Source organism: Saccharothrix sp. AJ9571 (assembly GCF_021725495.1).
GTDB classification, from domain to species: Bacteria; Actinomycetota; Actinomycetes; order Mycobacteriales; family Pseudonocardiaceae; genus Amycolatopsis; species Amycolatopsis magusensis.
Genome location: NZ_CP091382.1, coordinates 5,320,779 through 5,341,715 on the forward strand (window position 1 = coordinate 5,320,779; position 20,937 = coordinate 5,341,715).

The 20,937-nt window shown below is 71.2% G+C and carries 25 protein-coding genes and 1 pseudogene; 11 read left to right on the plus strand and 15 right to left on the minus strand.

Features of this window, described 5'->3' with window-relative positions:
- Nucleotides 1-54: 54 nt before the first annotated feature.
- Both L3Q67_RS24560 and L3Q67_RS24565 read left to right on the plus strand, forming a co-directional pair.
- Nucleotides 55-411 carry an STAS domain-containing protein gene (locus tag L3Q67_RS24560; protein ID WP_499183825.1) on the plus strand — a complete coding sequence of 119 codons (357 nt, stop codon included), beginning with the start codon at nt 55-57 and terminating at the stop codon, nt 409-411.
- A gap of 239 nt (nt 412-650) precedes the next feature.
- A complete protein-coding gene (locus L3Q67_RS24565; RefSeq protein ID WP_499183826.1) occupies nt 651-869 on the plus strand; it encodes a hypothetical protein in 219 nt (72 codons plus the stop codon).
- A gap of 54 nt (nt 870-923) precedes the next feature.
- Here the strand turns inward: L3Q67_RS24565 and L3Q67_RS24570 are convergent, their stop codons facing one another.
- The gene (locus L3Q67_RS24570; protein WP_499183827.1) at nt 924-1,481 is read right to left on the minus strand and encodes a nuclear transport factor 2 family protein; all 558 of its coding nucleotides are present in this window, start codon (nt 1,479-1,481) and stop codon (nt 924-926) included.
- Nucleotides 1,482-1,752: 271 nt separating this feature from the next.
- Here L3Q67_RS24570 and L3Q67_RS24575 point away from each other — a divergent pair, with 271 nt between their 5' ends.
- Nucleotides 1,753-2,259 carry a DinB family protein gene (locus tag L3Q67_RS24575; RefSeq protein WP_499183828.1) on the plus strand — a complete coding sequence of 169 codons (507 nt, stop codon included), beginning with the start codon at nt 1,753-1,755 and terminating at the stop codon, nt 2,257-2,259.
- 163 nt (nt 2,260-2,422) lie between these two features.
- Here L3Q67_RS24575 and L3Q67_RS24580 read toward each other — a convergent pair whose 3' ends face one another.
- Nucleotides 2,423-3,349 carry a DMT family protein gene (locus L3Q67_RS24580; RefSeq protein WP_499183829.1) on the minus strand — a complete coding sequence of 309 codons (927 nt, stop codon included), beginning with the start codon at nt 3,347-3,349 and terminating at the stop codon, nt 2,423-2,425.
- A gap of 292 nt (nt 3,350-3,641) precedes the next feature.
- Here L3Q67_RS24580 and L3Q67_RS24585 point away from each other — a divergent pair, with 292 nt between their 5' ends.
- Nucleotides 3,642-4,109 (plus strand): DUF6292 family protein, encoded by a 468-nt coding sequence (locus L3Q67_RS24585; protein ID WP_499183830.1) that lies wholly within the window; start codon nt 3,642-3,644, stop codon nt 4,107-4,109.
- A 62-nt stretch (nt 4,110-4,171) separates the two neighbouring features.
- On the plus strand, nt 4,172-4,333 hold the full coding sequence (locus L3Q67_RS24590) for a hypothetical protein (protein ID WP_499183831.1): 162 nt from the start codon (nt 4,172-4,174) through the stop codon (nt 4,331-4,333).
- A 45-nt stretch (nt 4,334-4,378) separates the two neighbouring features.
- On the opposite strand, the gene L3Q67_RS24595 is transcribed toward L3Q67_RS24590, so the two are convergent.
- From L3Q67_RS24595 to L3Q67_RS24625, 7 genes and pseudogenes are all read right to left on the minus strand, one after another.
- Nucleotides 4,379-4,999, minus strand: a complete 621-nt coding sequence (locus tag L3Q67_RS24595; RefSeq protein ID WP_499183832.1) for a transcriptional regulator — start codon at nt 4,997-4,999, stop codon at nt 4,379-4,381.
- Entirely contained in the window at nt 4,996-6,342 is a 1,347-nt protein-coding gene (locus L3Q67_RS24600; RefSeq protein WP_499183833.1) for a sensor histidine kinase, read from the minus strand. Before L3Q67_RS24600 ends, L3Q67_RS24595 begins: the two co-directional genes overlap by 4 nt.
- Nucleotides 6,343-6,348: 6 nt before the next feature.
- Nucleotides 6,349-7,113, minus strand: coding sequence for an ABC transporter permease (locus L3Q67_RS24605; RefSeq protein ID WP_499183834.1), 765 nt, complete (start codon nt 7,111-7,113; stop codon nt 6,349-6,351).
- Nucleotides 7,113-8,039, minus strand: coding sequence for an ABC transporter ATP-binding protein (locus tag L3Q67_RS24610; RefSeq protein ID WP_499183835.1), 927 nt, complete (start codon nt 8,037-8,039; stop codon nt 7,113-7,115). Before L3Q67_RS24610 ends, L3Q67_RS24605 begins: the two co-directional genes overlap by 1 nt.
- 153 nt (nt 8,040-8,192) lie before the next feature.
- On the minus strand, nt 8,193-8,351 hold the full coding sequence (locus L3Q67_RS24615; protein ID WP_499183836.1) for a hypothetical protein: 159 nt from the start codon (nt 8,349-8,351) through the stop codon (nt 8,193-8,195).
- Between the two features lie 47 nt (nt 8,352-8,398).
- Nucleotides 8,399-8,839 carry a hypothetical protein gene (locus L3Q67_RS24620; protein WP_499183837.1) on the minus strand — a complete coding sequence of 147 codons (441 nt, stop codon included), beginning with the start codon at nt 8,837-8,839 and terminating at the stop codon, nt 8,399-8,401.
- Nucleotides 8,840-8,849: 10 nt separating this feature from the next.
- Nucleotides 8,850-9,002, minus strand: a pseudogene (locus L3Q67_RS24625) (helix-turn-helix domain-containing protein); the annotation flags it as partial.
- Between L3Q67_RS24625 and L3Q67_RS24630 the strand changes: the two are divergent.
- Complete coding sequence (locus tag L3Q67_RS24630) at nt 8,977-9,159, plus strand: PNPOx family protein (RefSeq protein WP_499191797.1); 183 nt, start codon at nt 8,977-8,979, stop codon at nt 9,157-9,159. The pseudogene L3Q67_RS24625 and the gene L3Q67_RS24630 overlap by 26 nt on opposite strands.
- A gap of 9 nt (nt 9,160-9,168) precedes the next feature.
- On the opposite strand, the gene L3Q67_RS24635 is transcribed toward L3Q67_RS24630, so the two are convergent.
- A complete protein-coding gene (locus L3Q67_RS24635) occupies nt 9,169-9,771 on the minus strand; it encodes a TetR/AcrR family transcriptional regulator (protein WP_499183838.1) in 603 nt (200 codons plus the stop codon).
- A gap of 90 nt (nt 9,772-9,861) precedes the next feature.
- Between L3Q67_RS24635 and L3Q67_RS24640 the strand changes: the two genes are divergently transcribed.
- Nucleotides 9,862-10,644, plus strand: a complete 783-nt coding sequence (locus L3Q67_RS24640; RefSeq protein ID WP_499183839.1) for an MBL fold metallo-hydrolase — start codon at nt 9,862-9,864, stop codon at nt 10,642-10,644.
- Between the two features lie 14 nt (nt 10,645-10,658).
- Here L3Q67_RS24640 and L3Q67_RS24645 read toward each other — a convergent pair whose 3' ends face one another.
- A complete protein-coding gene (locus L3Q67_RS24645) occupies nt 10,659-11,570 on the minus strand; it encodes a LysR family transcriptional regulator (RefSeq protein ID WP_499183840.1) in 912 nt (303 codons plus the stop codon).
- 93 nt (nt 11,571-11,663) lie between these two features.
- On the opposite strand from L3Q67_RS24645, the gene L3Q67_RS24650 reads away from it, so the two are divergent.
- The 3 genes from L3Q67_RS24650 (at nt 11,664) to L3Q67_RS24660 (ending at nt 15,022) form a co-directional block, all read left to right on the plus strand.
- On the plus strand, nt 11,664-12,929 hold the full coding sequence (locus L3Q67_RS24650) for an MFS transporter (RefSeq protein ID WP_499183841.1): 1,266 nt from the start codon (nt 11,664-11,666) through the stop codon (nt 12,927-12,929).
- Nucleotides 12,916-13,302: a hypothetical protein gene (locus L3Q67_RS24655; protein WP_499183842.1), complete on the plus strand. Its 387-nt coding sequence runs from the start codon at nt 12,916-12,918 to the stop codon at nt 13,300-13,302. The genes L3Q67_RS24650 and L3Q67_RS24655 overlap by 14 nt, the downstream gene beginning before the upstream one ends.
- A 220-nt stretch (nt 13,303-13,522) precedes the next feature.
- Nucleotides 13,523-15,022, plus strand: coding sequence for a hypothetical protein (locus tag L3Q67_RS24660; protein WP_499183843.1), 1,500 nt, complete (start codon nt 13,523-13,525; stop codon nt 15,020-15,022).
- Between the two features lie 6 nt (nt 15,023-15,028).
- On the opposite strand, the gene L3Q67_RS24665 is transcribed toward L3Q67_RS24660, so the two are convergent.
- Both L3Q67_RS24665 and L3Q67_RS24670 read right to left on the minus strand, forming a co-directional pair.
- Complete coding sequence (locus tag L3Q67_RS24665) at nt 15,029-16,384, minus strand: alpha/beta hydrolase family protein (RefSeq protein ID WP_499183844.1); 1,356 nt, start codon at nt 16,382-16,384, stop codon at nt 15,029-15,031.
- Nucleotides 16,385-16,462: 78 nt separating this feature from the next.
- Nucleotides 16,463-16,915, minus strand: coding sequence for a nitroreductase family deazaflavin-dependent oxidoreductase (locus tag L3Q67_RS24670; RefSeq protein WP_499183845.1), 453 nt, complete (start codon nt 16,913-16,915; stop codon nt 16,463-16,465).
- An 82-nt stretch (nt 16,916-16,997) separates the two neighbouring features.
- Between L3Q67_RS24670 and L3Q67_RS24675 the strand changes: the two genes are divergently transcribed.
- Nucleotides 16,998-17,597, plus strand: a complete 600-nt coding sequence (locus L3Q67_RS24675; RefSeq protein WP_499183846.1) for a TetR/AcrR family transcriptional regulator — start codon at nt 16,998-17,000, stop codon at nt 17,595-17,597.
- Here the strand turns inward: L3Q67_RS24675 and L3Q67_RS24680 are convergent.
- Together L3Q67_RS24680 and L3Q67_RS24685 are read right to left on the minus strand one after the other, a co-directional pair.
- Complete coding sequence (locus tag L3Q67_RS24680; protein ID WP_499183847.1) at nt 17,582-18,919, minus strand: ATP-grasp domain-containing protein; 1,338 nt, start codon at nt 18,917-18,919, stop codon at nt 17,582-17,584. The two genes, L3Q67_RS24675 and L3Q67_RS24680, sit on opposite strands and share 16 nt — an antisense overlap.
- Complete coding sequence (locus L3Q67_RS24685; RefSeq protein WP_499183848.1) at nt 18,909-20,840, minus strand: acyl-CoA synthetase family protein; 1,932 nt, start codon at nt 20,838-20,840, stop codon at nt 18,909-18,911. The genes L3Q67_RS24680 and L3Q67_RS24685 overlap by 11 nt, the downstream gene beginning before the upstream one ends.
- Nucleotides 20,841-20,937: the final 97 nt, after the last annotated feature.

The window sequence follows — 20,937 nt, forward strand, 5'->3', positions numbered from 1 at the left end:
CGCGGCGTGGCGCGTCGGCTAGATTCGGACCCAGCCCACCGCACAGGAGACCTGGTGAACGATCACAACCTCAGCATCGAGTCCGACCCGCCCTCGACGGGTCCTGCCGTGCTGCGGGTCATCGGGGAACTCGACCACCACACCGCCCCCCGGCTGCGCGCGGCCCTGGACTCGGTGTCACTGGGCCCCGGCGACGGCTACGTGCTGGACCTGAGCTGCCTCGAGTACTGCGATTCCACCGGCGTCACCGTGCTCGTCACCGCACTGAGGAAAGCCGAATCCGCCGAAGGCCGCCTCTGCCTCGCCGGGCTCAGCCAGGAACTGACCCGCGTCTTCCACCTCATCGGCCTCGGCGACGTCTTCTCCTTGCACGACACCGTCGAACAAGCCGTCGAGTGCCAGCGGTCCTGAGCCCGTCCCCGCTGCGCGCGGTCCTTTGTGGAGTCGATCGGCCGGTGGCGTGAGTGCGGAATCGATCGTGGTGCTCCACCCGGCCGCGAGGTGGGCACGGTGATTAGACCGGTCAGCGCAAAGGCTTGATGCATGCGGCGGTACTTCGCCCGCCGGGAAGCGCCCGGGTTTCGGAGCGGACGATCTTGGGCAATCGTCGGCCAGCCTACGCCTTCGCTTCACCGGACAGGAGTGAGTGGATGTCGTCCTTCAAAGTCAAGCCATCCAAGCCCGCGGCGATCTTCGGGGCGATCTTCGGCGTGGCCATCCTCGTTTTCGGACTCGTCAGCGGCCTGGGGAAATCCGGTGGGTTCATCTGGCTCTGGGTGGTGGCCGGCGTGGCCATCATCGCGTTCAACCTGTGGGCGGCCTTCAGCAAGAACGGTGCCACCGAAGTGGTCGAACGACGGGATCGGTGAACCGAGCCACCGATGAGGTCGTGTGTTCTGGGGCCGTGATCCCGGTGCCGCGGTTCACGTCCCGGGCGGGGTCACCAGCACGGCGTCGGTGTAGTCGCGGATGAGCCACCGCCCGTCCTTGCGGGTCAGCGTCATGAAATCCCCGCTCATCCGGACGACGCCCTGCGCGTCGGCGTTCCACTTCTTGCCGTCGATGGTGACGGCGTCCATCGGGATGACCGCCGTGTCGCCCTCGGCCTTGCTCAGCTCCGGATCGACCTTCGCGGTGGCCAGACTGTCCAAAAAGGACTTTCCGTGGTCGTTGTCCTTGGCGAACCGGCCGGTGCAGCCCTCGACGCCGCCGAGTGCGGAGAAGACCTCGCCCGCCGGGTCGTAGAGTGCGCACGCTCTGGCGAAATCGCCGGAAGCGACGGAATGCAGCCATTCTTCGGACACGCTCTGAGGACTTGAACCCTGGTCCGGCTTCGCCGCGGCGGCCGAGGAGGGCGCGGCGGCCGGAATCGCCGTGCCGGGCGCGGACACCGGCGAGGACTGGTCACAGGCCGTCAATCCGGTGATCGCGAACAGCGACACGGCCAGCAGCGCGGGCCGGGCCGAGCGGTGAGCAAGCATGGGATTCTCCGTAACGTGAAGGATTTTGCGCAAACGTAGCGCACCCTCCCGCGGGCACCTCGGCCGCGGTGATGATCACCATGGGCTCCCGTCGACTGGGCCGTGGACGGAATTTCCGCTCGCCGGATTGACCTCGCCGTCGAGGAGGCCCTACGATGAGTTCCGGCCGCGGTGTCCACTTCTGCCCGCGCCCGACACTTCCCCCTTGGCTTCGGCCGCGTCGAGTCGCGGCCTCTTCGCCGACCACCCGCAAAGAACGGAGCGAACACCCATGGGCACGAACAGGATCACCGACGGCACCGAACGAGAGATCATCGAGAACATGCTCGATCGCAACCGCGAGGCCTTGATCGAGACCGTACGCGGCCTTTCCGAGACCGACGCCCGCCGACGGCTCGTCGCTTCACTGACGACGCCGATCTCCCTGATCAAGCACGCCGCGGGCGCCGAACGCATTTGGTTCCAGCGATTCTGGGCGGGCCTGGAGGAGTCCGAATGCGACGGCTACTCGAACCGCGACGAGGGCACCTTCACCGTCACCGACGACGAGTCCCTGGCCGAGGTGATCGCCGAGTTCGAACGCGCCAGCCGCCGATCACGGGAGATCGCGGCCTGCTTCGACCTCGACGACACCAAGGCCAACCCCCTCGAAGGAACGGTCAGCATGCGCTGGACCCTGCTCGCCATGATCGAGGAATTCGCCCGGCACGCCGGGCACGGCGACATCCTTCGCGAGCAGCTCAGCGATCCGGTGGTGCCGGCAGCCGCGAACGGATGAGGAAGCGCACACCTTCGAGAGTTTCCAGGGAATGCCGCTGTCCCGCACCGGAACCACGTCGGCTACCCATCGGCCACAGTGGACGGTCGGAAAGCGTCGATCGCCTCGCGGCACGAGAAAATCCTGATCCGGCAGCGCACTCGCGCAGGACGACCCGCGCCGCTCACTCGTGCACACCCACCGCGCCCGGCTCAGCTGGGGTTCGCCGCTCACGAGGAGCGGATTCGGGTCGCCGCTCCGCCGCCGGCGCCCGTTTGGCGAGCACGGCGATCCCGGCCGCCGTGAGGCCCAGAGCGAAGATCTCACCGGCGAGCGCACCGGGACCGACGTTGACGCGTTCGCCCAGCCACACCGCACCGACCGCGATCCCGGCCAGCGGGTTGAGCACCACCATCACGCCGAGCGCCGGAGCGACCGCCACGCCCGCCCGGAACGCGTACTGGCTGAGCACGAAAGCGCAGGTGGCGCAGACGATGACCGCGTACACGGGCCAGCGGGTGAGCAAGGTGGCGATGCCGCCGTTCAGATCGTCCGTCGCGAGCTTGGCGATCCCCGCGGTGACGCCGAACAGCACGCCGGTCGCCGATGCCAGGCTCAAGGTCCGCGCTGTGCCGGGGAACCGGGCCGCCACCGCCAGGCAGGCGGCCACCACAGCCAGCACACAGCCACCCACCAGCAGGGTTTCGCCGGTGCCGGGCACCGACTGACCGGGGACGGGCTCGGCCAGCAGCAGGAAGGCCGCCAGCCCACCGGCGCAGAGCAGCGCGCCGAGGACGACGATCCGATCGGGCCAGTGCCGTCGCAGCATGCTCGCGCCCAGGACGGCGAACAGCAGGTCGAGCACCAGCACCGGCTGCACGAGGGCCACCGAGGCGCGGCTGAGCGCGACCCAGTGCAGCACGACCCCGGTTCCGTTCAGCACCAGCGAAGCCAGCCACACCGGCTCCCGCGCCAAGGACCGGACCACGCCGAACCGGCTTCCGGGGCGGCGGGCGGTGCGGCGGGCGACCCGGTGCTGCAACGCGCCACTCGTGCCGAACGCCGCCGCGGCGCACACGGCCATCGCCATCGCCTGCCACACCGCCGTCATGCGCCACCACCACGGCGGTGAGCCGGGAACGAAGGCAGCCGCCGGCTCGGACGGACTGTTCGCGACGAACCGGGCATCCGGCGTTCCTCTTTCCTCGCCGCCACTGGCAGGTGCGCGGTGTGGTTTTCGCTCCCGGCTACCCGGCGGACCGCTCCGGAAACCGCTGCGCGGCGCGAGCGGCGTCCACTGTGGCCCTTCCGTGAGGGAGGATTGGTGTGGCGCGCGAGTGGGTACTCTCCGGTTTCGTCAAGCAGGTGGCGACTCTCCGATCGTAGTGAGGGGTGGCCACGCCATGAACATCGAATTCGATCTGACCGCCGCTCGCGGGTTGCCCCGGTACGTGCGCGCGGTGGCGGCCGAACTCGGGCTGGGCAGCAGCAGCTTCTTCGTCCAGCTGGATTCGCCCGCGCACGCCTACCTGGCCATCGACGGGCGGCTTCCCCACTCCCCGGACCGTGATCTCGCCCTGCTGTGGGACGAGGAGCACGGCTGGGCGCTGGCCGAGGAGACCGCCTCCGCCGAGAACCTCAACGTGCTGGCCTACCTGGGTGGTGACGTGCTGCCCTCACCCGCTGTGGTCGCGCGGTTCGCCTGCCTGCCCCTGAGCACGGTGCGGTCGAATCCCCCGGTGCCGGCCGTGTTGCGCCGGGCGGGGGACGACGATGACCTGGTCCAGCGGCTGGGCCGGTACACCCCGCCGGGTGACGCCCCCGGTTCGCCGGTCAGCGCCGGACCGCCTGGGGCCGCTCCGGTGGGGTAGCGCGCGCGGTGATCAGCTGATCGATACCCCTTGTCGCCGCGGTGCCCGGGTAATCCCGGTGCATGATCGAACGCGAGCAGGAACCGTTGAGCCCCGAGCAGCCCCGATCTCCGGGTACGCCGCCGCTTTCGGCGAAACTCGAGGTGGCATTGTCGGCCGAGCACCCCGAGGCAGCGGGCGGACGCCGGGCCGGCGAGGACCCGGTGACCGAACCACCTGACTGAGGACCTGCCCGCCGCGCCAGAGGTATGGACCGCGCGCGGCGGGCGTCACGTGAGCAGGCGGCGGCGGTAGCCCTCGGCCACCGCCGAGGCACGATCCCGAACGCCGAATTTGTCGTAGATGTGCTGCAGGTGGGTCTTGATGCTCGCTTCGCCGATGAACAACGCGGTAGCGGCCTCCCGGTTCGAACTGCCGTTCGCGACCAGTTGCAGCACCTGTTTCTCCCGATCGGTCAGTGTGCCGGCGCCGGATCGCCGAACCTGCCCCATGAGGTGCTGCGTCACCGACGGCGCGAGCACCGACTCCCCACGCGCGGCCGCACGGACGGCTCGCATCAGTTCGTCGGGCAGCGCGTCCTTCAGCAGATAACTGATCGCACCCGCCTCGATCGCCGGCAGCACGTCGCTCTCGCTGTCGAAGGTGGTCAGGACCAGCACTCGGGCACCCGGGACCCGCTCACGCAGGGCCGCGGTCGCGGCGACACCGTCCATCCCGGGCATCCGGAGGTCCATGAGCACGACATCCGCTGCCAGCCGCTTCGCCCGCTCGATGCCCTCGGCGCCGTCACCGGCCTCACCGACCACGACGATGTCCTCGGCGTCCGCGAACATGTCGCGAAGACCGCCCCTCACGATCGGATGGTCGTCGACGATCACCAGTCGGATCATCGGCCGGTCTCCCCCTTCGGTCCCGCATCCCCGGGGGCGATCGCCGGAACGCGCGCACTCACGGATGTCCCTTCACCCGGTGCGCTCTGCACCTCCAGGTGACCGCCGACCCCTCTGATGCGCTGGCGCATGCTCGTCAGGCCGAAGCCGGTACCGGCCCCTTTCGCGAACCCGCGTCCATCATCCCGCACGTCCAGCAGCACCTCGGCGCCCGTGTACGACAGCGTGACACCGACACGCGAGGCCTCCGCGTGCTTCGCCACGTTGGTCAGCGACTCCTGAGCGACCCGGAAGAGCGACACCTCGATCGCCGGGCTCAGTGGCTCCCGGGCGCCGGTGACCTCCACCTGCACCCGCATCCCCTGGTCCTCCGACCAGCGCTCGGTCAACGTGCGCAGCGCGTCGGGCAGGTGCGCTCGCCCGAGTTCCTGGGGAGCGAGCGCCCGCACGGACCGTCTGGCCTCGGTCAGGCTGCTGCGCGCGAGCCGAAGCGCACGCGCGACATGCTCTTCCGTCTCGCCGCGCACAGTCGCGGAACGCTCCGCTGCCTGGAGCTGCGTGATGATGCCGGCGAGCCCCTGGGCCAGCGTGTCGTGGATTTCGCCTGCCAACCGCTGCCGCTCATCCTGCGCCCCGGATTCACGGGCCTGGGCGACCAGTTGCGCGTGCAGCCCGGCGTTCTCGTGCAGAGCCGCCTCGAGTCGCTCGACGAGCTCCTCCCGCTTGCGCTCCTCCGGCTCGCTTCGCGCCGTCAGCGGGATGCCGACCCCGATCGCCGCGGTCTGCACGGCGACGATCAGGAGGAACTCCGCGAGCACCTCCGGGCTCGGGTCGGTCCACAGACGCATCGCCGAGCCGTTGAGGGCCACGGAGGTGGCCAGTACCCCGAGCACCCCCAACGGCCACGGCCTGAGCAAGTACGCCTGGAAGAAGCCCGCGACGGTGAAGACGAGGAACACGTCGGAGTAAGTCATGAGGGTGACGCACAGCGCCAGCAGCCCGGCGGAGTAGACGCCCGACGGCACCGGCCGGAGCGTCCTCCTCTTGATGGGCAGCGTTTGCCCGAACAGCACCCACAGCGACGAGACCGCGACCAGCCCGAGGACGGAGGCCCCCTCGGGCCAGAAGCGTTCACCGGATGCCGGGAGCACCCGCGAAAAATAGATCACCGCCGAGATCGTCAGCAGCAGCCACGGTGTGCACAACTGCAGAAGGTCCCAGACCCGCAGCTGCTCCTGTCTCCAGGCCAAGCGGGAGCGGTTCGCGATCTCCGCCTCGTCCGTGATGGCGGATTCGAGCGTCCCGGAACTCGGGCGCGCACCGGCCCGGACTTCCCCCATCATCGACTCCTACTCCCAGCGGAAGAGCTTCGCGGCGATCGCGCTCGCGATCACCGCGATACCCGCCAGTATGGCGATCTGCAACCAGAAGGGCTGCCCACCGGCGGTGGCGGTGAGCTCGCCCGCTTCGGCGGACCACGCCGCGGTGAGAGCCTGCAGCCCTGGCGGGACGAACTCGCCGACCTCGCGCAGCACGTCGGGCATGAGGACACGGGGCAGGAAGGCCCCGCCGAAGAACATCAGCGCGACGAACAGGAGGGTGCCGATCTGGTTCGCGGCACTGCTCGTGCGGACCACGGCCGCGGAGATCATGCCGATCCCGAGCAGTGCCGCATAGCCGACGAGGAAGGCGACGGCGAACTCCAGGGGTCGTCCGGGCGGGGCGATGTCCAGGACCGCCCACGCGAGGAAGACCATGAGCGCCGCGGAGACGACCACGGAGGCGAACGCGACGATCATCTGCGCGAGCAGGACGTTCCGCGGATGCGCGGGAGTGGTCGACATCCTGCGCAGGATGCCGCGCTCACGGTACGTCGCGATCACCGCCGGGACGTGCTGCACGGCGATCATCACCATCCCGAACACCAGTGCGGTCGGCGCCCAGATGTCGATGGACCGGAGCCCGCCGGTCTCCGGTGTCGACTCCCTGAGCGCCGGGATGGCAGCCAGCCCGAGCAGGAGTGCCGTCGGGAACAGCACGCCGAAGCCGACGGTGGCGGAGTCCCGGAGGAAGAGGCGCGTCTCGACCTTGATCATCTTCTGGAGCGCGCGCATCAGCCGGCCTTCCTCTCGGAAGCTTCCGGGGCGCGTCCCGTGAAAGCCACGAACGCGTCGTCGAGGCTGCGATGGTCGACGCGGAGATCCTGCGCCACGACCTGCACCTTGCCGAGAGCCCTGGCGACGCTGCTCAAAAGCTGTCCTCTGCCGGTGACCAGCCAGCGGCCTTCGGTGACCTCGACCTCGGTCACCTCGGGAAGCTCGGTCAGGACACTCCTGTCCAGCGGCTGACTCACGCGGAACCGGACCTGCTGCACCGCGCTCGCCCGCGCGATCAGCCCCACCGGCGTATCCACCGCGGCGACCCGGCCACCGTCGATCACGGCGATCCGGTCGCTGAGGCGCTCCGCTTCGTCCATGAAGTGCGTGACCAGGAGGATCGTGACGCCCGTGTCACGAACCCGCTCGATGAGGCTCCAGGTGTCGCGCCTCGCCTGCGGGTCCAGTCCCGTCGTGAGTTCGTCGAGAATCGCGACCTTCGGATCGCCGACCAGCGCGAGCGCGATCGAAAGCCGCTGCTTCTGCCCGCCGGAGAGAGCCTTGTAGCGCGTGTCGCGCTTCTCGGTGAGACCCAGGAGCTCCATGAGCTCGCGCCAATCGGTGGGCTTCCGGTAGAAGGAGCTGTAGAGTTCGAGCGCTTCGGCGACCTTGATCGCGTCCGGGAAGCTGCTCTCCTGCAGTTGCACGCCGAGTCGCTCACGCACCTCCGCCCGGTCCTCGATCGGGTCGAGCCCCAGCACGGAGATCGAGCCCGAGTCGGGCGTCCGCAGCCCGGCGATGCTCTCGACGGTGGTCGTCTTGCCGGCGCCGTTGGGCCCGATGATGCCGAAGATCTCCCCCTCTTCGACGGTGAAGGAGACGTCATCGACGGCGACGTGCGGCCCGTAGCGTTTGTGCAGATTTCGTACTTCCAATGCCGTCATGCGGCGAAGTTACGGGCGCACCGCACCCCGCCACGTCGACCGTGGCGGCGGAACTCGGGTTGATTCGCGCATCCACCGTTCGGTGGATCCACCGCACCTCGCCCGGCCTCCCACGCCGGAACAGGCCGTATAACGCCCTATTCGGCGCCGCTCTTATTCGTACAGGTCGTCCGCGGCTTGGCGATTCGCGTTCTCCCGCTGCTGACCGGGTAGGGCACCGTCGTTCTCGGCCAGTCGTTCGTCCTGCTCGGTGCCGGACTCGTCGGCTTCGGGCTTGCGATGGGGTGCCTGCTGCTCTGTCCTGCGTTCCATGCCCGAAGCGGTACCCGGCGAAGAGCGGTGAAAACCGGTGATCCGGATCAGCGGCGGCCGGTGGCCAGGATGACGAGGAACTGGCCGCCGCCCGCCTCGATGCCGGCGGTCACCGGCAGCCCTGGCACCAGGCGGGAGAACCGGTCCACCAGCCAATCCGCCGCTTCCTGGGCGTCCTGCTTGGTCGGGCAACGCGCCACCATCTCGCGGCCGCCCTTGCGCTCCAGCCGCCCGGCCACGGTGATCAGCGGCGCGGGGTCGGCCACGTGCAGGCGGTCCGGCCAGGCGATGACCACCTTGACCGCGCCCTTGCGGGTGTTGCACCCGCGGTGCGCGAGCCGCTCGGCGACCTTGGCTTTCCGGTCGGCGGTCCGGCTGTCGACGCTGGGCCCGCGCGGGTCGTTCACCGACATGTCCGGATCGACCGGTTCATCGCACACCCAGCAGCGCCAGCCGTCGCGCTCGGCCACATCATCGAGGAGGCTCACCGTGGCAAAACTAGCCTGCCCGCGCCGCGCTGCGGAACTGGCCTGGTGCCTGCGACCGCGACCGGCGGAAGGCCCGGCTGAACGCGTACACGGAGGTGTAGCCGACGGAACGGGCGATGTTGTCGAGGGTGTCGCCGGTGTCGCGCAGGCGGATCGCCGCCAGTCCATCCGGTGTCGTCCAGGCAGGTGCCGCCGTTGTCGGCCCTGATGCGCAGGTCAAGGTCGCGACCGAGTTCCGGGCCGGCCCCGCGCACCCGGCGTGGTTCCACGACCTGGTGGCCAACCCGGACACCGAGGTCGAGAACGGCACCGAGCGCTGAGGAACCCGGTCAGGGGTGGGCCAAGGCGTGGTCGATCGCGCGGCGCGCCCGGCCGGCGGCGGCCCGGTCGTGCTGGAGCTGCATGGCCGCGTTCAGTGCCAGCCCGGCGGCGATGATCTCGAACAGCGCCTGGTCGACGTCGAACCCGGCGGGCAGTTCGCCGTTGTCCACCGCCGCGGCCAGGTCCGTCCGCAGTTGCTCCCGCCACCGTGACCACACTTCGGCCACCGCGTCGCGGATCCGGCCGGGGCGGCCGTCGTACTCGGTGAGCGCCGCGGTCATCAGGCAGCCGCCGGGCAGCAGTGGCGCTTCGAGGTAGTCCACGGAGTTGGCGCACACCGCACGCAGCCGCCGCAGGCCCGGCGGCTCGGCCAGCGCGGGTTCGACCACCCGGTGCCAGAAATCCACGAACGCCTTGTCCAATGTGGAGAGTTGCAGCGCCTCCTTGGTGCCGAAGTGCTTGTGCACGCCGGACTTGCTCATCTCCAGTTCCTCGGCGAGCCGGCCGATGGTGATGCCGTCCAGCCCCTCCTCGGAGGCGATCTCGGCGGCACGGCCGAGGATCCGGCCCCGGGTGAACAGCGCTTCGGCCGCTGAGCGTCGCGGTGACATGCGACGAGGATAGCGTACGCGCGTTCGCTATTAATTTAGTGAACGTGCGTACGCTAAGTTCGCCGCATCACCGGGACGAGGGAGTGCGAGATGCGGGTACGGCGGCTGGGCTGGGCCGGGCTGGAGCTCGAAGCGGGGGAGGAGCGGCTGGTGATCGACTACGTGCGGGACCTCTCGCCGCTGTTCACCGGGTGGAAGCCCGGCGACGGGCTGGCGGTGCCGAGCGGGACGGTCACCGCCGCGCTGGTCACCCACCTGCACCGGGACCACACCGACGCGGCCGCGCTCGCGGCGGTGCTGGCGCCGGGGACGCCGGTGCTCCGGCCGGCGCCCGGCCACGGCGACGACGTGGACAACGTGACTACCCTGCCGGCCGAGCGCGAGCTGACCTCGCACGGGTTGGCTGCCGAGATCGTGGATGCCTGGGAGACCCGGGAAATCGGGCCGTTCCGCGTCACCGCGGTTCCGGCCGTCGACGGGCTGGGCGACCCGCAGCTGAACTGGGTGGTGGAGGGCGGCGGGCAGCGGATCTTCCACGGCGGCGACACGATGTTCCACGGCTACTGGTGGCTCATCGCGCGCCGGTTCAGCCCGTTCGACGCGGTGTTCCTGCCCGCCAACGGCGCGGTGGTCGACGCGCCGCACCTCCAGCCGCCGAGCCCGCTGCCCGCCGCGATGGACCCGGAGCAGGCCGCCGCGGCCGCGGAAATCCTCGACGCCCGATACGCGGTGCCGATGCACTACGAGATGGAGCAGCCGGACAAGATCGCGGGCTACGTCGAGGTTTCCGACCCGGAGAACGAATTCCGCACGCACGCCGGACGCCGCGCGCACGTGCTGCCCATCGGGGAGTGGCTGGACTTGGCTGCCTGAGACGCCTGGTCCAGTCAGTCCGCCGGCTGAGCCTGTTCGGACGATCTCTCCACGACGGCGATCTCTTCGGCGAACGCCTGTGCCGCACCGGTGTGGTGTTCGGTGCGCCAGACGACGCCGAGCACCGACTCCGGCAAGCCGGTGACCGGCACGAAAACCACCGAAGCCCGCTGTCCCTGGTGCTCGGCCGTGGAGCGGCACAGCAGCATCGCTCCCCGGCCCGCGGCGGCGAGGCCCATGCCTTCCTGCAGGGTGCCGGCGGTCGGCCCGCGCGGGATCCGCCGGCCGCCGGGGGTGGTGTCGGGGGCCTGGGCTCGGCGCCAGTACTCCGGCGCCGAGCCGTGGACCCCGATCAGCGGGCACCTCGCCAGCTCCTCGGCCGTGACGAACTCCCTGTCAGCAAAGGGATGCCGCGGTGAAACAGCGAGCATTTGCGGCTGTCGCGAGAAAATCGGGCCCAGCGTGAGATCCGGTTCCTCCACCGGCAGCAGCACCACCGCGGCGTCCACCTCGCGGCGGCGGAGTGCGCCGAACGGGTCGGCGAGCGGGATTTCGGTGAGGTCCACCGCGCAGCCGGGGTGCCGCTCCTCGAACCCGGCGATGGCCGTCGCGAGGTGATCGTCGATGACGCCCTGGAATCCGACGCGGAGCACCCCGGCGACGCCCCGCACGGTGGCGCGCGCGTGGTCGACGGCGGCCTGCAGCGCACCGTAGGCGGGGCGCAGTTCGGCGAGGAACTTCTCGCCGAGCGGCGTCAGCTCGGCCCGGCGGCTCGTGCGTTCGAGCAACGGCGCGCCGATCCGCCCTTCCAGCGACCGGAGCAGCTGGCTGACCCGGCTCTGGGACACGTAGAGCCGTTCCCCGGCGCGCCCGAAGTGCAGTTCCTCGGCGAGCACCAGGAACGCCTCCAGCTCGCGAAACTCCATCGGTTCCCCTCACCCGGATCCAGTAGTCCTGCTCATAGAAGGATGAGACATCGGCCGTTGTTCCCCGCCGCGGGCGGCGGTTGCCTGGAACCCATGACGCAGAAAGCACCAACCCGCCGGAAAGGCGGCTGGCCCGCGGTGGCCTCGGTCGCCGCGGCGACCTTCACCGTGGTCACCTCGGAGATGCTCCCGGTGGGGCTGCTGACCCCGATCAGCCGCGACCTGGCGGTCACCGAAGGCACGGCGGGCTTGACGCTGACCGTCACCGGCCTGGTCGCGGCGATCTCCGCGCCCCTGCTGATCCCGGTGCTCGGGCGGTTCGACCGGCGGACCGTCCTGTGTGCACTCCTTTCGGTGCTGGCGGCGGGGAATCTGCTGGCGGCCTGGTCACCCGCGATCGGCGTCCTGCTCCTCGCCAGGGTGCTGGTGGGCGTCGGCATGGGCGGGGTGTGGGCGGTCGCGGCGAGCCTGGCCGGGCGGCTGGTCCCGCCGCGGTCCGCCGCCGCCGCGACCTCGCTGATCTTCAGCGGTATCGCCGTGGCATCCGTGCTGGGCGTCCCCGCGGGCGCCTACCTCGGCGAACTGGCGGGCTGGCGAGCCGCTTTCGCCGGTGCCGGTGGGCTGTCGCTGCTGGTGCTGGCCGCGCTGGCGCTGTCACTGCCGCCCTTGCCCGCCGAAGGGGACGTCCGGCTGGGCGCGGTGCTGCGGCTGGCCGGTGCGCCGCGGGTGCGCACCGGGCTGATCGTGGTGGCACTGCTGGTCACCGGGCACTTCGCCGCCTACACCTACGTCCGGCCGGTGCTCGAGGAACTGTCCGGAGTGGACGCCGGGCTGATCGGCACGCTCCTGCTGGTCTACGGGCTGGCCGGGGTCGCTGGCAACTTCGCCGCGGGCGCCGCGGCGGCCCGATCGCCGCGGATGACGTTGCTGGTGCTCGGAGGGACGTTGGCGGCCACGATGGCGCTGGTGCCGATCCTGGGGTTGACCGCGCTGGCCGCGGCCGGGTTGCTGGTGGTCTGGGGCCTGGCTTACGGCGGTGTGTCGGTGGCCGCCCAGTCCTGGATGCTCGCGTCCGCACCCCGGGCGCGCGAAGCGGCCTCCGCGCTGTTCGCCGGGGTGTTCAACGCGGCGATCGCCCTCGGCGCGCTGGTCGGTGGGCTGACCGCCGACGCCGCCGGTCCCAGCGCGGTGATGTGGCTGGCCGCTTTGCTCGCGGCAGGGGCGGCACTCGTGCTGGGCGCCGGTGGCCGCTCGAGTCGTCCTCCCGTGAAGAACGATGCGGCGTCTCCGGCCGTCGAATCCGCTACGGTTGCCGGTCGATGCCGTGGGCGGGACCGGAGGTCGCATGTTCGGCGCTGAACACCAGGAGGCCCTGGAGCGGCGGATCGCCGAGTTGGAGCGCATGGTCCAAGCGCTGACCGCGCGGGCCGACGCTTCGGAAGCCAGGACCGTGCCGCGCGGTGAAGGTTTCGAGGGCCGGCTCGACACCCTGTACCGGGCCGAAGTCAGTGGGTTCGTGGCGGTCTACTTCGTCACCGGCCGGACGGCCAAGGTGCAGCTCCTGGTGGGCCCGCACAACCCGCCGACCCGGGTGGTGGGCGTCGTGGACTCCCGCGGTTCGCAGCACTCCTACGCGGGCGGGATCGTGCGGGCGGGGGAGTACTGGATGGCGGCTTCCGCGAGCAGGCGGCCGAACCTGAACTTCCGGGTCCACTTCACGCCCCTGTTCTGACGTGCGCCGGGTGCTGGGGAACCGGCTCTTGCCACGCGGCATGCCACGTTGCAAGCTGGGGGCGCACAGCCGCCGTCCTGGAGGAGTTCCGCAAATGATGCCGAGGCCGACCGCGTCGAGCACCTCGGACCGGGCGACGGTGAACGCTCCGCGGTGACCGCGGCGTGCTCGGGCACGCCGGCCCCGCGGCTCCCCTGAAATCCCCCTACCGGAGGTCAACGTGAGCGAGCACGGAATCGACCGGCGCAACGTCCTGCGCGGTTTGTCGCTGCTGGGGGTGACCGGTGCGGCGACGAGCCTGCTCGGCGCCACCGGCGCCGGCGCGTCCACCGAGCACCACGCCGCCAGCCCGTTCGACCTGCACTTCTCCGTCACCGAGCAGTTCCGGCCCTTCGACCTCATCGCGCCGAAGTTCGTCCAGTACGACTCGGCGGTGACGCCGCAGAACGCCCGCGGCACCCTGGTCACCACCGGTGTGCGGCCCAGAGCGCCGTTCGGCACGGTCACCGTCGAGGTCCGGCGACTCGATGGTGATGCCGGGGTCGTCGCCGGGTTCGCCGGGGACAACGGATCCGTGCTCGGCGCCTACGACGCCGGTACCGGCACGGTCAGCATCGAGGTCACCACGGGCGGGACGACCAGCGTGGTCAAGACCGCTCCCGCCGCGCTCAAGGCGCCGTTCGGCTTCGCCGTGGTGGTCAACGAGAACGCGGTGACCGTGCTGGCGGACACGACCGGGACCGGCACCGGGTGGCAGCCCCTGCTCACCGAACGGGACCAGGTCCGCGCCCGCATCGACCTGCGCGACCCGCAGGTGCTGGGGAACCTGAGCTACGCCTACGGCGGGCGAGGCGGCGGTTCCGCGCTGCTCGGCCGGGTGCGGGCAGGCTACTTCGGCCAGGCCGGGGTGCGCGACCCGCACGTCGTCCAGCACGCCGACGGCAGGCCCTACATCAAGAACGGCAAGCTGTACCTGACGATGACCAACGCGGGGCTGGGCTTCTTCCAGCAGGCGCACTGGGCGGTGTGGACCCTCGACCTGGCCGACCCGACGAAGCTCGAACAGGTCGCGACGCTGTTCTTCGCCCGCGACGGAGTCGTGCTCGGCGACCACGCCGGTCAGATCGTCTACGACGACGAGCGGCGCCGGTTCATCCTCCTGATGAGCTCGTGGGGGGACTTCGCGTTCAACGGGGTGCACATCCGCCACGCCACCACCCGCGCCGACGTGCTCTCCGGTGTCCACGTCCTGCCCACCGAGCGGCTGCCCCTGCCCACCGAGGTCAGTTCCTGGGACCCCGCGCTGACCAGGATCGACGGCCGCTGGCACCTCGGCTTCGTGGAAAGCCCCGCCCAGCAGCCCGCGTTCGTGTTCCACCCCGCGCTCGCGGCGGGTCCCCGCGGCGCCGACTACACCGAGGGCCTCCGGCTGGTCGGCGCCGACCTGACGGTCGACCAGACCGAAGGCACCATCCTCCAGAAGATCGGCGGCCGCTGGTACCTGCTCGCCAGCGACGGGGACGCCCGCCAGTACCCGGTCTACGACCTGAAGATGCGCAAGCTCGGCACCCTCGACGCCCCGTACGGCACCAACATCCCGCACCCGATGCTGGTCCGGGTCAACGGTTCCTGGTGGATGCCGACGTTCAACGGCACCCAGTACGCCGAACCGGTCCTGGGCTACGGCGGCCACGGCGACTTCATCCTGATGAAGGCGTAGCGACCGTCACGGGCAGAGCGCGTCCGCGGGTGGCAGTTCGCGGTCGACGACGTAACGGCTGACGTGGTCGATCACGCAGGCGTTCGCCATGCCCGCGAACAGATTGTGCCCCGGGCCGTCGTGGCGGAGGGTGCGGCTGCCGGGAACCTGGTCGGTCACCCGTTTCGTGGGTGCGTGGTCCTGCCAGGTTCCCGCACCCAGCAACGGCGGCAGCGTCGCGGGCAGCGGCGCCGGCGGGTTGGTGACCGGTGCGGGCCAGCCCGCGCAGGCGAGCGGCAGGTGCCAGGCGAGAGGGAACGACGCGCCGGTGTTCGGGGCGATCCGGCGCAGCCGTTCGGCGGTCCGCGCGCTCTGCCGGTGGTCGGCTCGGGGGAAGTCCAGGCACTCCTTCACCCCGCCGCCGGGCACGCCCGGGTTCGGATCACCGGAGGAAGGGGCGAAACCGGAGGCGTCACCGGCCTCGGCCGCGGTGATGGCGCTCAGCAGCGGGGCCCACTGGACGGGGCCTCGCCGGAGTTTGAGGAACGCGAGCGCCTGGAGCTGGGTGCCGTCGTAGGTGGTGTTCGCGCCCGGGATCGGTTCCCGCGCGGCCTTGGCGATCAACGCCTGCCAGCGCTGCTCGGTGCCGGGCCCGGCCCAGTCGAGGAACCGCCGGACGAAGGTTTCGTTGTCCCTGGCGATGGCGTCGAGTTCGCGGTCCCAGTCGCGGGCGCTGTGGTTGCCGGTGCCGTCGACGTAGAGGGTGCGCACCCGGTGCGGGTACTGCCGCGCGTAGGCCTGCCCGAGCACACCGCCGTACGAGGTGCCGATGAAGTTCACCCGCCGCTCGCCGAGCGCGACCCGGATGGCCTCGATGTCACGGGCGTCGCTGGCGGAATCCATGTGGTCGAAGAGCGCGGGACCGGTGGCGCGGCACCGATCGGCCCTCGTGCGGTTGGCGGCGGCGAGCTGGTCGAATCCGGCCTGGCCGGCGGGGAAGCGCGGGGTGCGGACGACGCCCCAGTCGCAGTCCAGCGCCGGGCCGCTCAGGCCGGGGTAGCCGCGCGGATCCCAGGTGATCACGTCCATGGAGGCGCGGATCTGCTCGAAGATCTGCGGCCGGGACCGCATGATGGCGATCTGCCGGCCCTGGGGACCGCCGAAGTTGACCAGGACGGAGCCCTTCCGGGGGCCGGTGGCTTTCAGGCGGGCGACCTTCAGCGTGACGGTCCGGCCGCTGTGCGGGGTGATCGGCACGGCGAGGTCCGCGCAGTCCGCCGCGACGATGCCGTCACCGGGACACGGTTGCCAGTCAAGGGAATTCGCGGGCTCGGCCGCGGGTGGGGGAGTGAGCAGCAGCAGCGGTAACAGGAGTTTCAGCACGGGCCGACGCTAAGGACGGCCGGGTCGGCGACGCTGCTTGCGATCGTCGTCGGCCTTGTTCACCAAAGTCGTTTTCGGTCACGCGTCGGGTTCGAGCACGACCACGGGGATCTTCCGCTCGGTGTAGGTCGCGTAGGTCGCGTAGGCCGGGTAGATCGCCACCGCTCGCTCCCACAGGCGGGCCCGTTCCGCGCCTTCGGCCACGCGCGGGCGGACTCGCCGTCGTGTGCCGCCGGGCAGTTCCACCTCGGTGGTGGCCATCGCCATCAGGTTGTGGAACCACGCCGGATGGGCGTCCACGCCGCCCTTCGAGGCGATGACGACCAGCCGTGGTGGGTCGTCGAGGTAGATCAGCGGGCTGGTCCTGGCCTGCCCGGACTTGCGGCCGACGTGGTGGAGCAGCAGCACGGGCGCGCCGAAGTACGTGCCGCCCACCTTGCCGCGGGATCTGCGGAACAGGAACGTGTTGAGCCGCGCCAGCTGCCGGTGCAGCTTCCAGTAGCGAGACGTCGGTGCGGGCGGTTTCGGCATGACCGTCATCGTGTCAGTAGGTGACACTTGTCGTCAACTGCCAAAGGCTGCGCCATGACACGACTGGCCTATGCTGACCGGCATGGACAAGCTCGGCCTGCGTGCACGGAAGAAGCAGCGGACGCGGGAGGCACTGATCGACGCGGCCCACGAGTTGTTCTGCGTCAACGGCTTCGAGGGCACGACCATCGACCAGATCGCCGAAGCGGTGGAGGTCTCGTCGCGGACGTTCTTCCGGTACTTCACCTCGAAGGAGGATGTCGCGCTGGCACTCGCGGACGAGCAGATCACCGCGGTGCTCGAGGCGTTCGCCGCGCAACCGGCCGGCCTGCCGGTGCTGACCGCGATGCGGACGGCCGCGGTCGAAGTCGTGCGGACTTACGAAGCCGAAGCGCGCTTCCACAGCCTGCAGAACTTGATTTCGCTCAGCCCGGCGCTGGCGGCCGCGCGGGTCGAGCGGGGGGCCGCCCGGATCGACGCGGTGGCGCGGCTGGTCGGTGACCGGATGGGGGTCGACCCGGCCGTGGACCGCCGGCCGCACCTGGTCGCCTCGGTGGCGCTGTGCGCGGTGCAGACGACGGTCGCCGCCTGGCGGGCCGCGGGCGCTCAGGCGCCGGAATCCGAGCTGCTCGGGCAGGCGTTCGACCTGCTGTCCACCGGCCTCGACTACCCCGCCGGGTAGTCGGTGGTACCGAACATCCGGCCGAGGTCCGCGCTCGACGACACGACCAGGTTTTCCGCCAGCCGCAGTGTTTCCCGGTCCCTGGCGGCGAGCGCGACGCCGAGGGTGGGGTCTTCGGTGAAACCGGACGACGGGATGGTCGGCACCAGTACCGCGCCCAGCCCGGCGCACGCCTGGGTGAGGCCGCGGACGTGGTCGTAGAGCAGGTCTTCCGGCAGCCGGGCGCCCAGCCGGAGCCGGTCGCAGGTCCGGACCAGCCACGGTGCGCCGTGTACCCGGTTCAGCCGGGCCCGCAGGCAGAAGGCGATGGCCGGGCCGGTGACCCGGCAGTTGATCTCGGTCGGCGCGAGCCTGCCCGCCGGGGCCGGGACGAAGTCGACGTCGAACCAGCCGCGATAGCCGGAGGCCGCGAGCGCCTCGCCCACCCGCAGGCCGAACCGGGCGGCCACCCGGCCGGTGGGCGCGGGCAGCACGCCCTCTCCGATGAGGACACCCGCGTACCGCGTGCCGTCGACGTCCATCACCCCGGCGCCGACCAGGTGCACGCCACCGTCCGCCGCCACCACGCCGTCGACCGTGACATCGCGGCACGGGCCCGTGGCGGCGACGAACTGCTCGACCACCACTTCACCGGCCACCCGCGACCGCCGCATCCGCCGCCGGAAGGCCCGCACGCCACCCCAGCCGGCCACCAGTTCGGGGGTGACCACCAGCGTGCCGGAGCCCCCGACCCCGTGCACCGCCTTGAGCACCACGCTGACGCCGTCACCGGCGCTGCGAGCCGCCACCGCGGCGGCTTCGCCCAGCGAGGCGAACCGCTGCTGGCCGGGCACCAGGATCCCGTCGTCGGCGAGTTCGCCGAACAACTCGTTGGACGCCGCCTTGGACTCCCACCGCCGCCCGGCCGCCAGCGCCGTGGCACCGATCCCGGGACGGCCGGTGGCATTCAGCAGCCGGTCGGCGCCGGTCGTGTGCCCCCACGCCAGCATCGGACCGTCCGCGTGGGTGAGCCGCTGGACCAGCCCCGGCCGGTCGAGCACCGCGCCGGTCAGCTCCGGCCCGCCGCTCACTCCACTGTGGACTTCGACCGGATCCCAGTGCAGGGCTCGGCGTTGCAGCTCCACCCAGGACGGGTCCAGCGGGCCCGGCAGCACCACGACCTCCGGGTGCGGGCTGTAGAACATCGCCAGGTCGGCGTAGGAATGCCCGCCCCGCACCGAAACGGCGTCCAGCTCGGTGAAACGTGCCTGGTACTCGGCCACGTTGCCGACGTGCACCGCGCGGAGTCCGCCGGTCCACGCCGCCTCCCAGTCACCGGTCACCGCGGCCTTCCGGGCGCACGAACCGGACGAGCACGGCACCGGCCACCATCAGCGTGATGTTGAAGGTGAACACCAGCACGGCCTGGCGTGGCCAATCCTGCTGCGAGCTGAGCCGGTAGAAGTTGTCCTGCGGCCACCAGGCCAGCAGCAGCCAGGCCAGCGACAGGTGCGCCGCCACGGTCAGCGACCGGCCCCGGCCCAGCGAGGCGATCCAGCGGTAACCGCGGAAGAGGTAGGCGGCACCGAGCCCGAACGACGCGGATTCGGCGGCGTAGAGCACGTGGAAGAAGGCCGCCCACGGTTGCGGCACCCGATCGGTGTTCCGGGAACCGGGCCAGAACAGGTCCGTCAGCAGGTAGGTCGCCAGCGCCGCGGTGACGGCGATCGCCAGGCCGTAGCCGATGCCGGTGAGCGAGTCCTCCCCGAACCACCGTGGCCCGCCTTTGGCCGTCAGCCCGGCTGCGCCCTGCCGTGCGCGCGGCACGACGGCACGGGGCAGGCGCTCGCGGTCGACCGCACCGGAACCGTCGCGCGGCAGCGACGGGACCACGACGACCCGCGCCGGATGTCCACTGTGGATCCGGGCGAGCCGTCCCGGTTCGACCTCCCGGCCCGGCGCGGGCACCACGTAACCGACGGCTGTCCGCCGGACGCGCCCGGCGCGCTCGTCCCAGAAGTCCGGATCGTCGGCCACCACGGCCTCCCGGACCTCGGGTAAGGCCCGCAACGCCGCTTCGACCTCGGCGACGGCGACCGCGTCGAGGCCGGTGGCCCGCACATCGGCCCGGCCGAGGTGGTCGAGCAGGCCGTCGGGCCGGTACCGGGCCAGATCGCGCGTGCGGCGCAGCAGGCTTTCCCCGACCCTCACCGCGACCTCACCGATCTCGCCGATGCTCTGCCAGGTTCCCGGCGCGACCACCTGGACCTCGACCCCCGGCACCGGCCGGCCGAGCAGCGCCTGGTCGTCCCGGACCCGCTGGGCGCCCAGCATGGACAGCTCCAGGCGCCGCAGGTCGGCCACCACTTCGGGCACCCGGTGGACGTGCACCAGCCGCACCCGCGGGCCGAGGATCCGCGCCAGCTCACGGTGTTCCCCGAGGAACCACTGCTCCCCGCTGACCGCGAACAACCGGAGCGATCCGGGCCGCCGCTCCCGCAGTTCGTCACCGAGCCTGCGGGCCAGGTGCGTCTCGCACTCCAGCACGGTGATCCACTGCTCGTCGAGCAGCCCGGCCAGCTCGGCGATCGCGGCGGTCCGGTCGGTGCCGAAGTCGCGGGCGGCGAGCACCAGGGTGGCACCGGAGCACAGCGCGCGGATCCAGTCGGCGGTGAACACGACGGACTCGGCGGGCGCCGTCTGCAGGACCCGGTCCGCGGGCATCAGCTCGTAGTGCCCGGCCCAGTCGCGCTGGGCGAGCGTCAGCTGGCGGTGTTCGATCGCGACGGTACCGCCGTGCACCAGGCAGGCCGGGCTGGTGCCGAAGACCTCGGGCGCCGGGCCCGCCTCCGGCTCGGCGGCGATCGCGCTCGCGTCGGTGTCCACGCAGACGATCGCGGCCTCGACCACGTCCGCCAGCCGGATCCGGTGGCTCTCCTGGGTGAGCACCAGCGCCGGATCCAGTTCGCGGAGCACCTCGCGCAGCCTGCGGTCCGGCGCCGAGGGTTCGAGCAGCACGTACACCGCGCCCGCCCGCAACACCGCGAGCACGGCCACAGGCAGCTCGACGGATCGGTCGAGGCAGACCACCACCACCTCGCGCTGACCGGCCCCGTGCCGCCTCAGATACCCGGCGAGTCGCGCCGAGGCGGTGTCCAGTTCGCCGTAGGACAGCGTGCGCCCGCCGCACACCACGGCCACGGACTCCGGCGCCCGCCGGGCGTGCCCCTCGACCAGACGATGCACCTGATCCTCGTCCACCACGGTCCCCCTCCTGTCACCCTCACCGGAATACAACACGGCGAACGGTGCGCGCGTGGGCACTTCTGCCCATGGAACAGTTCGCCGCTGGTCCGGGGTA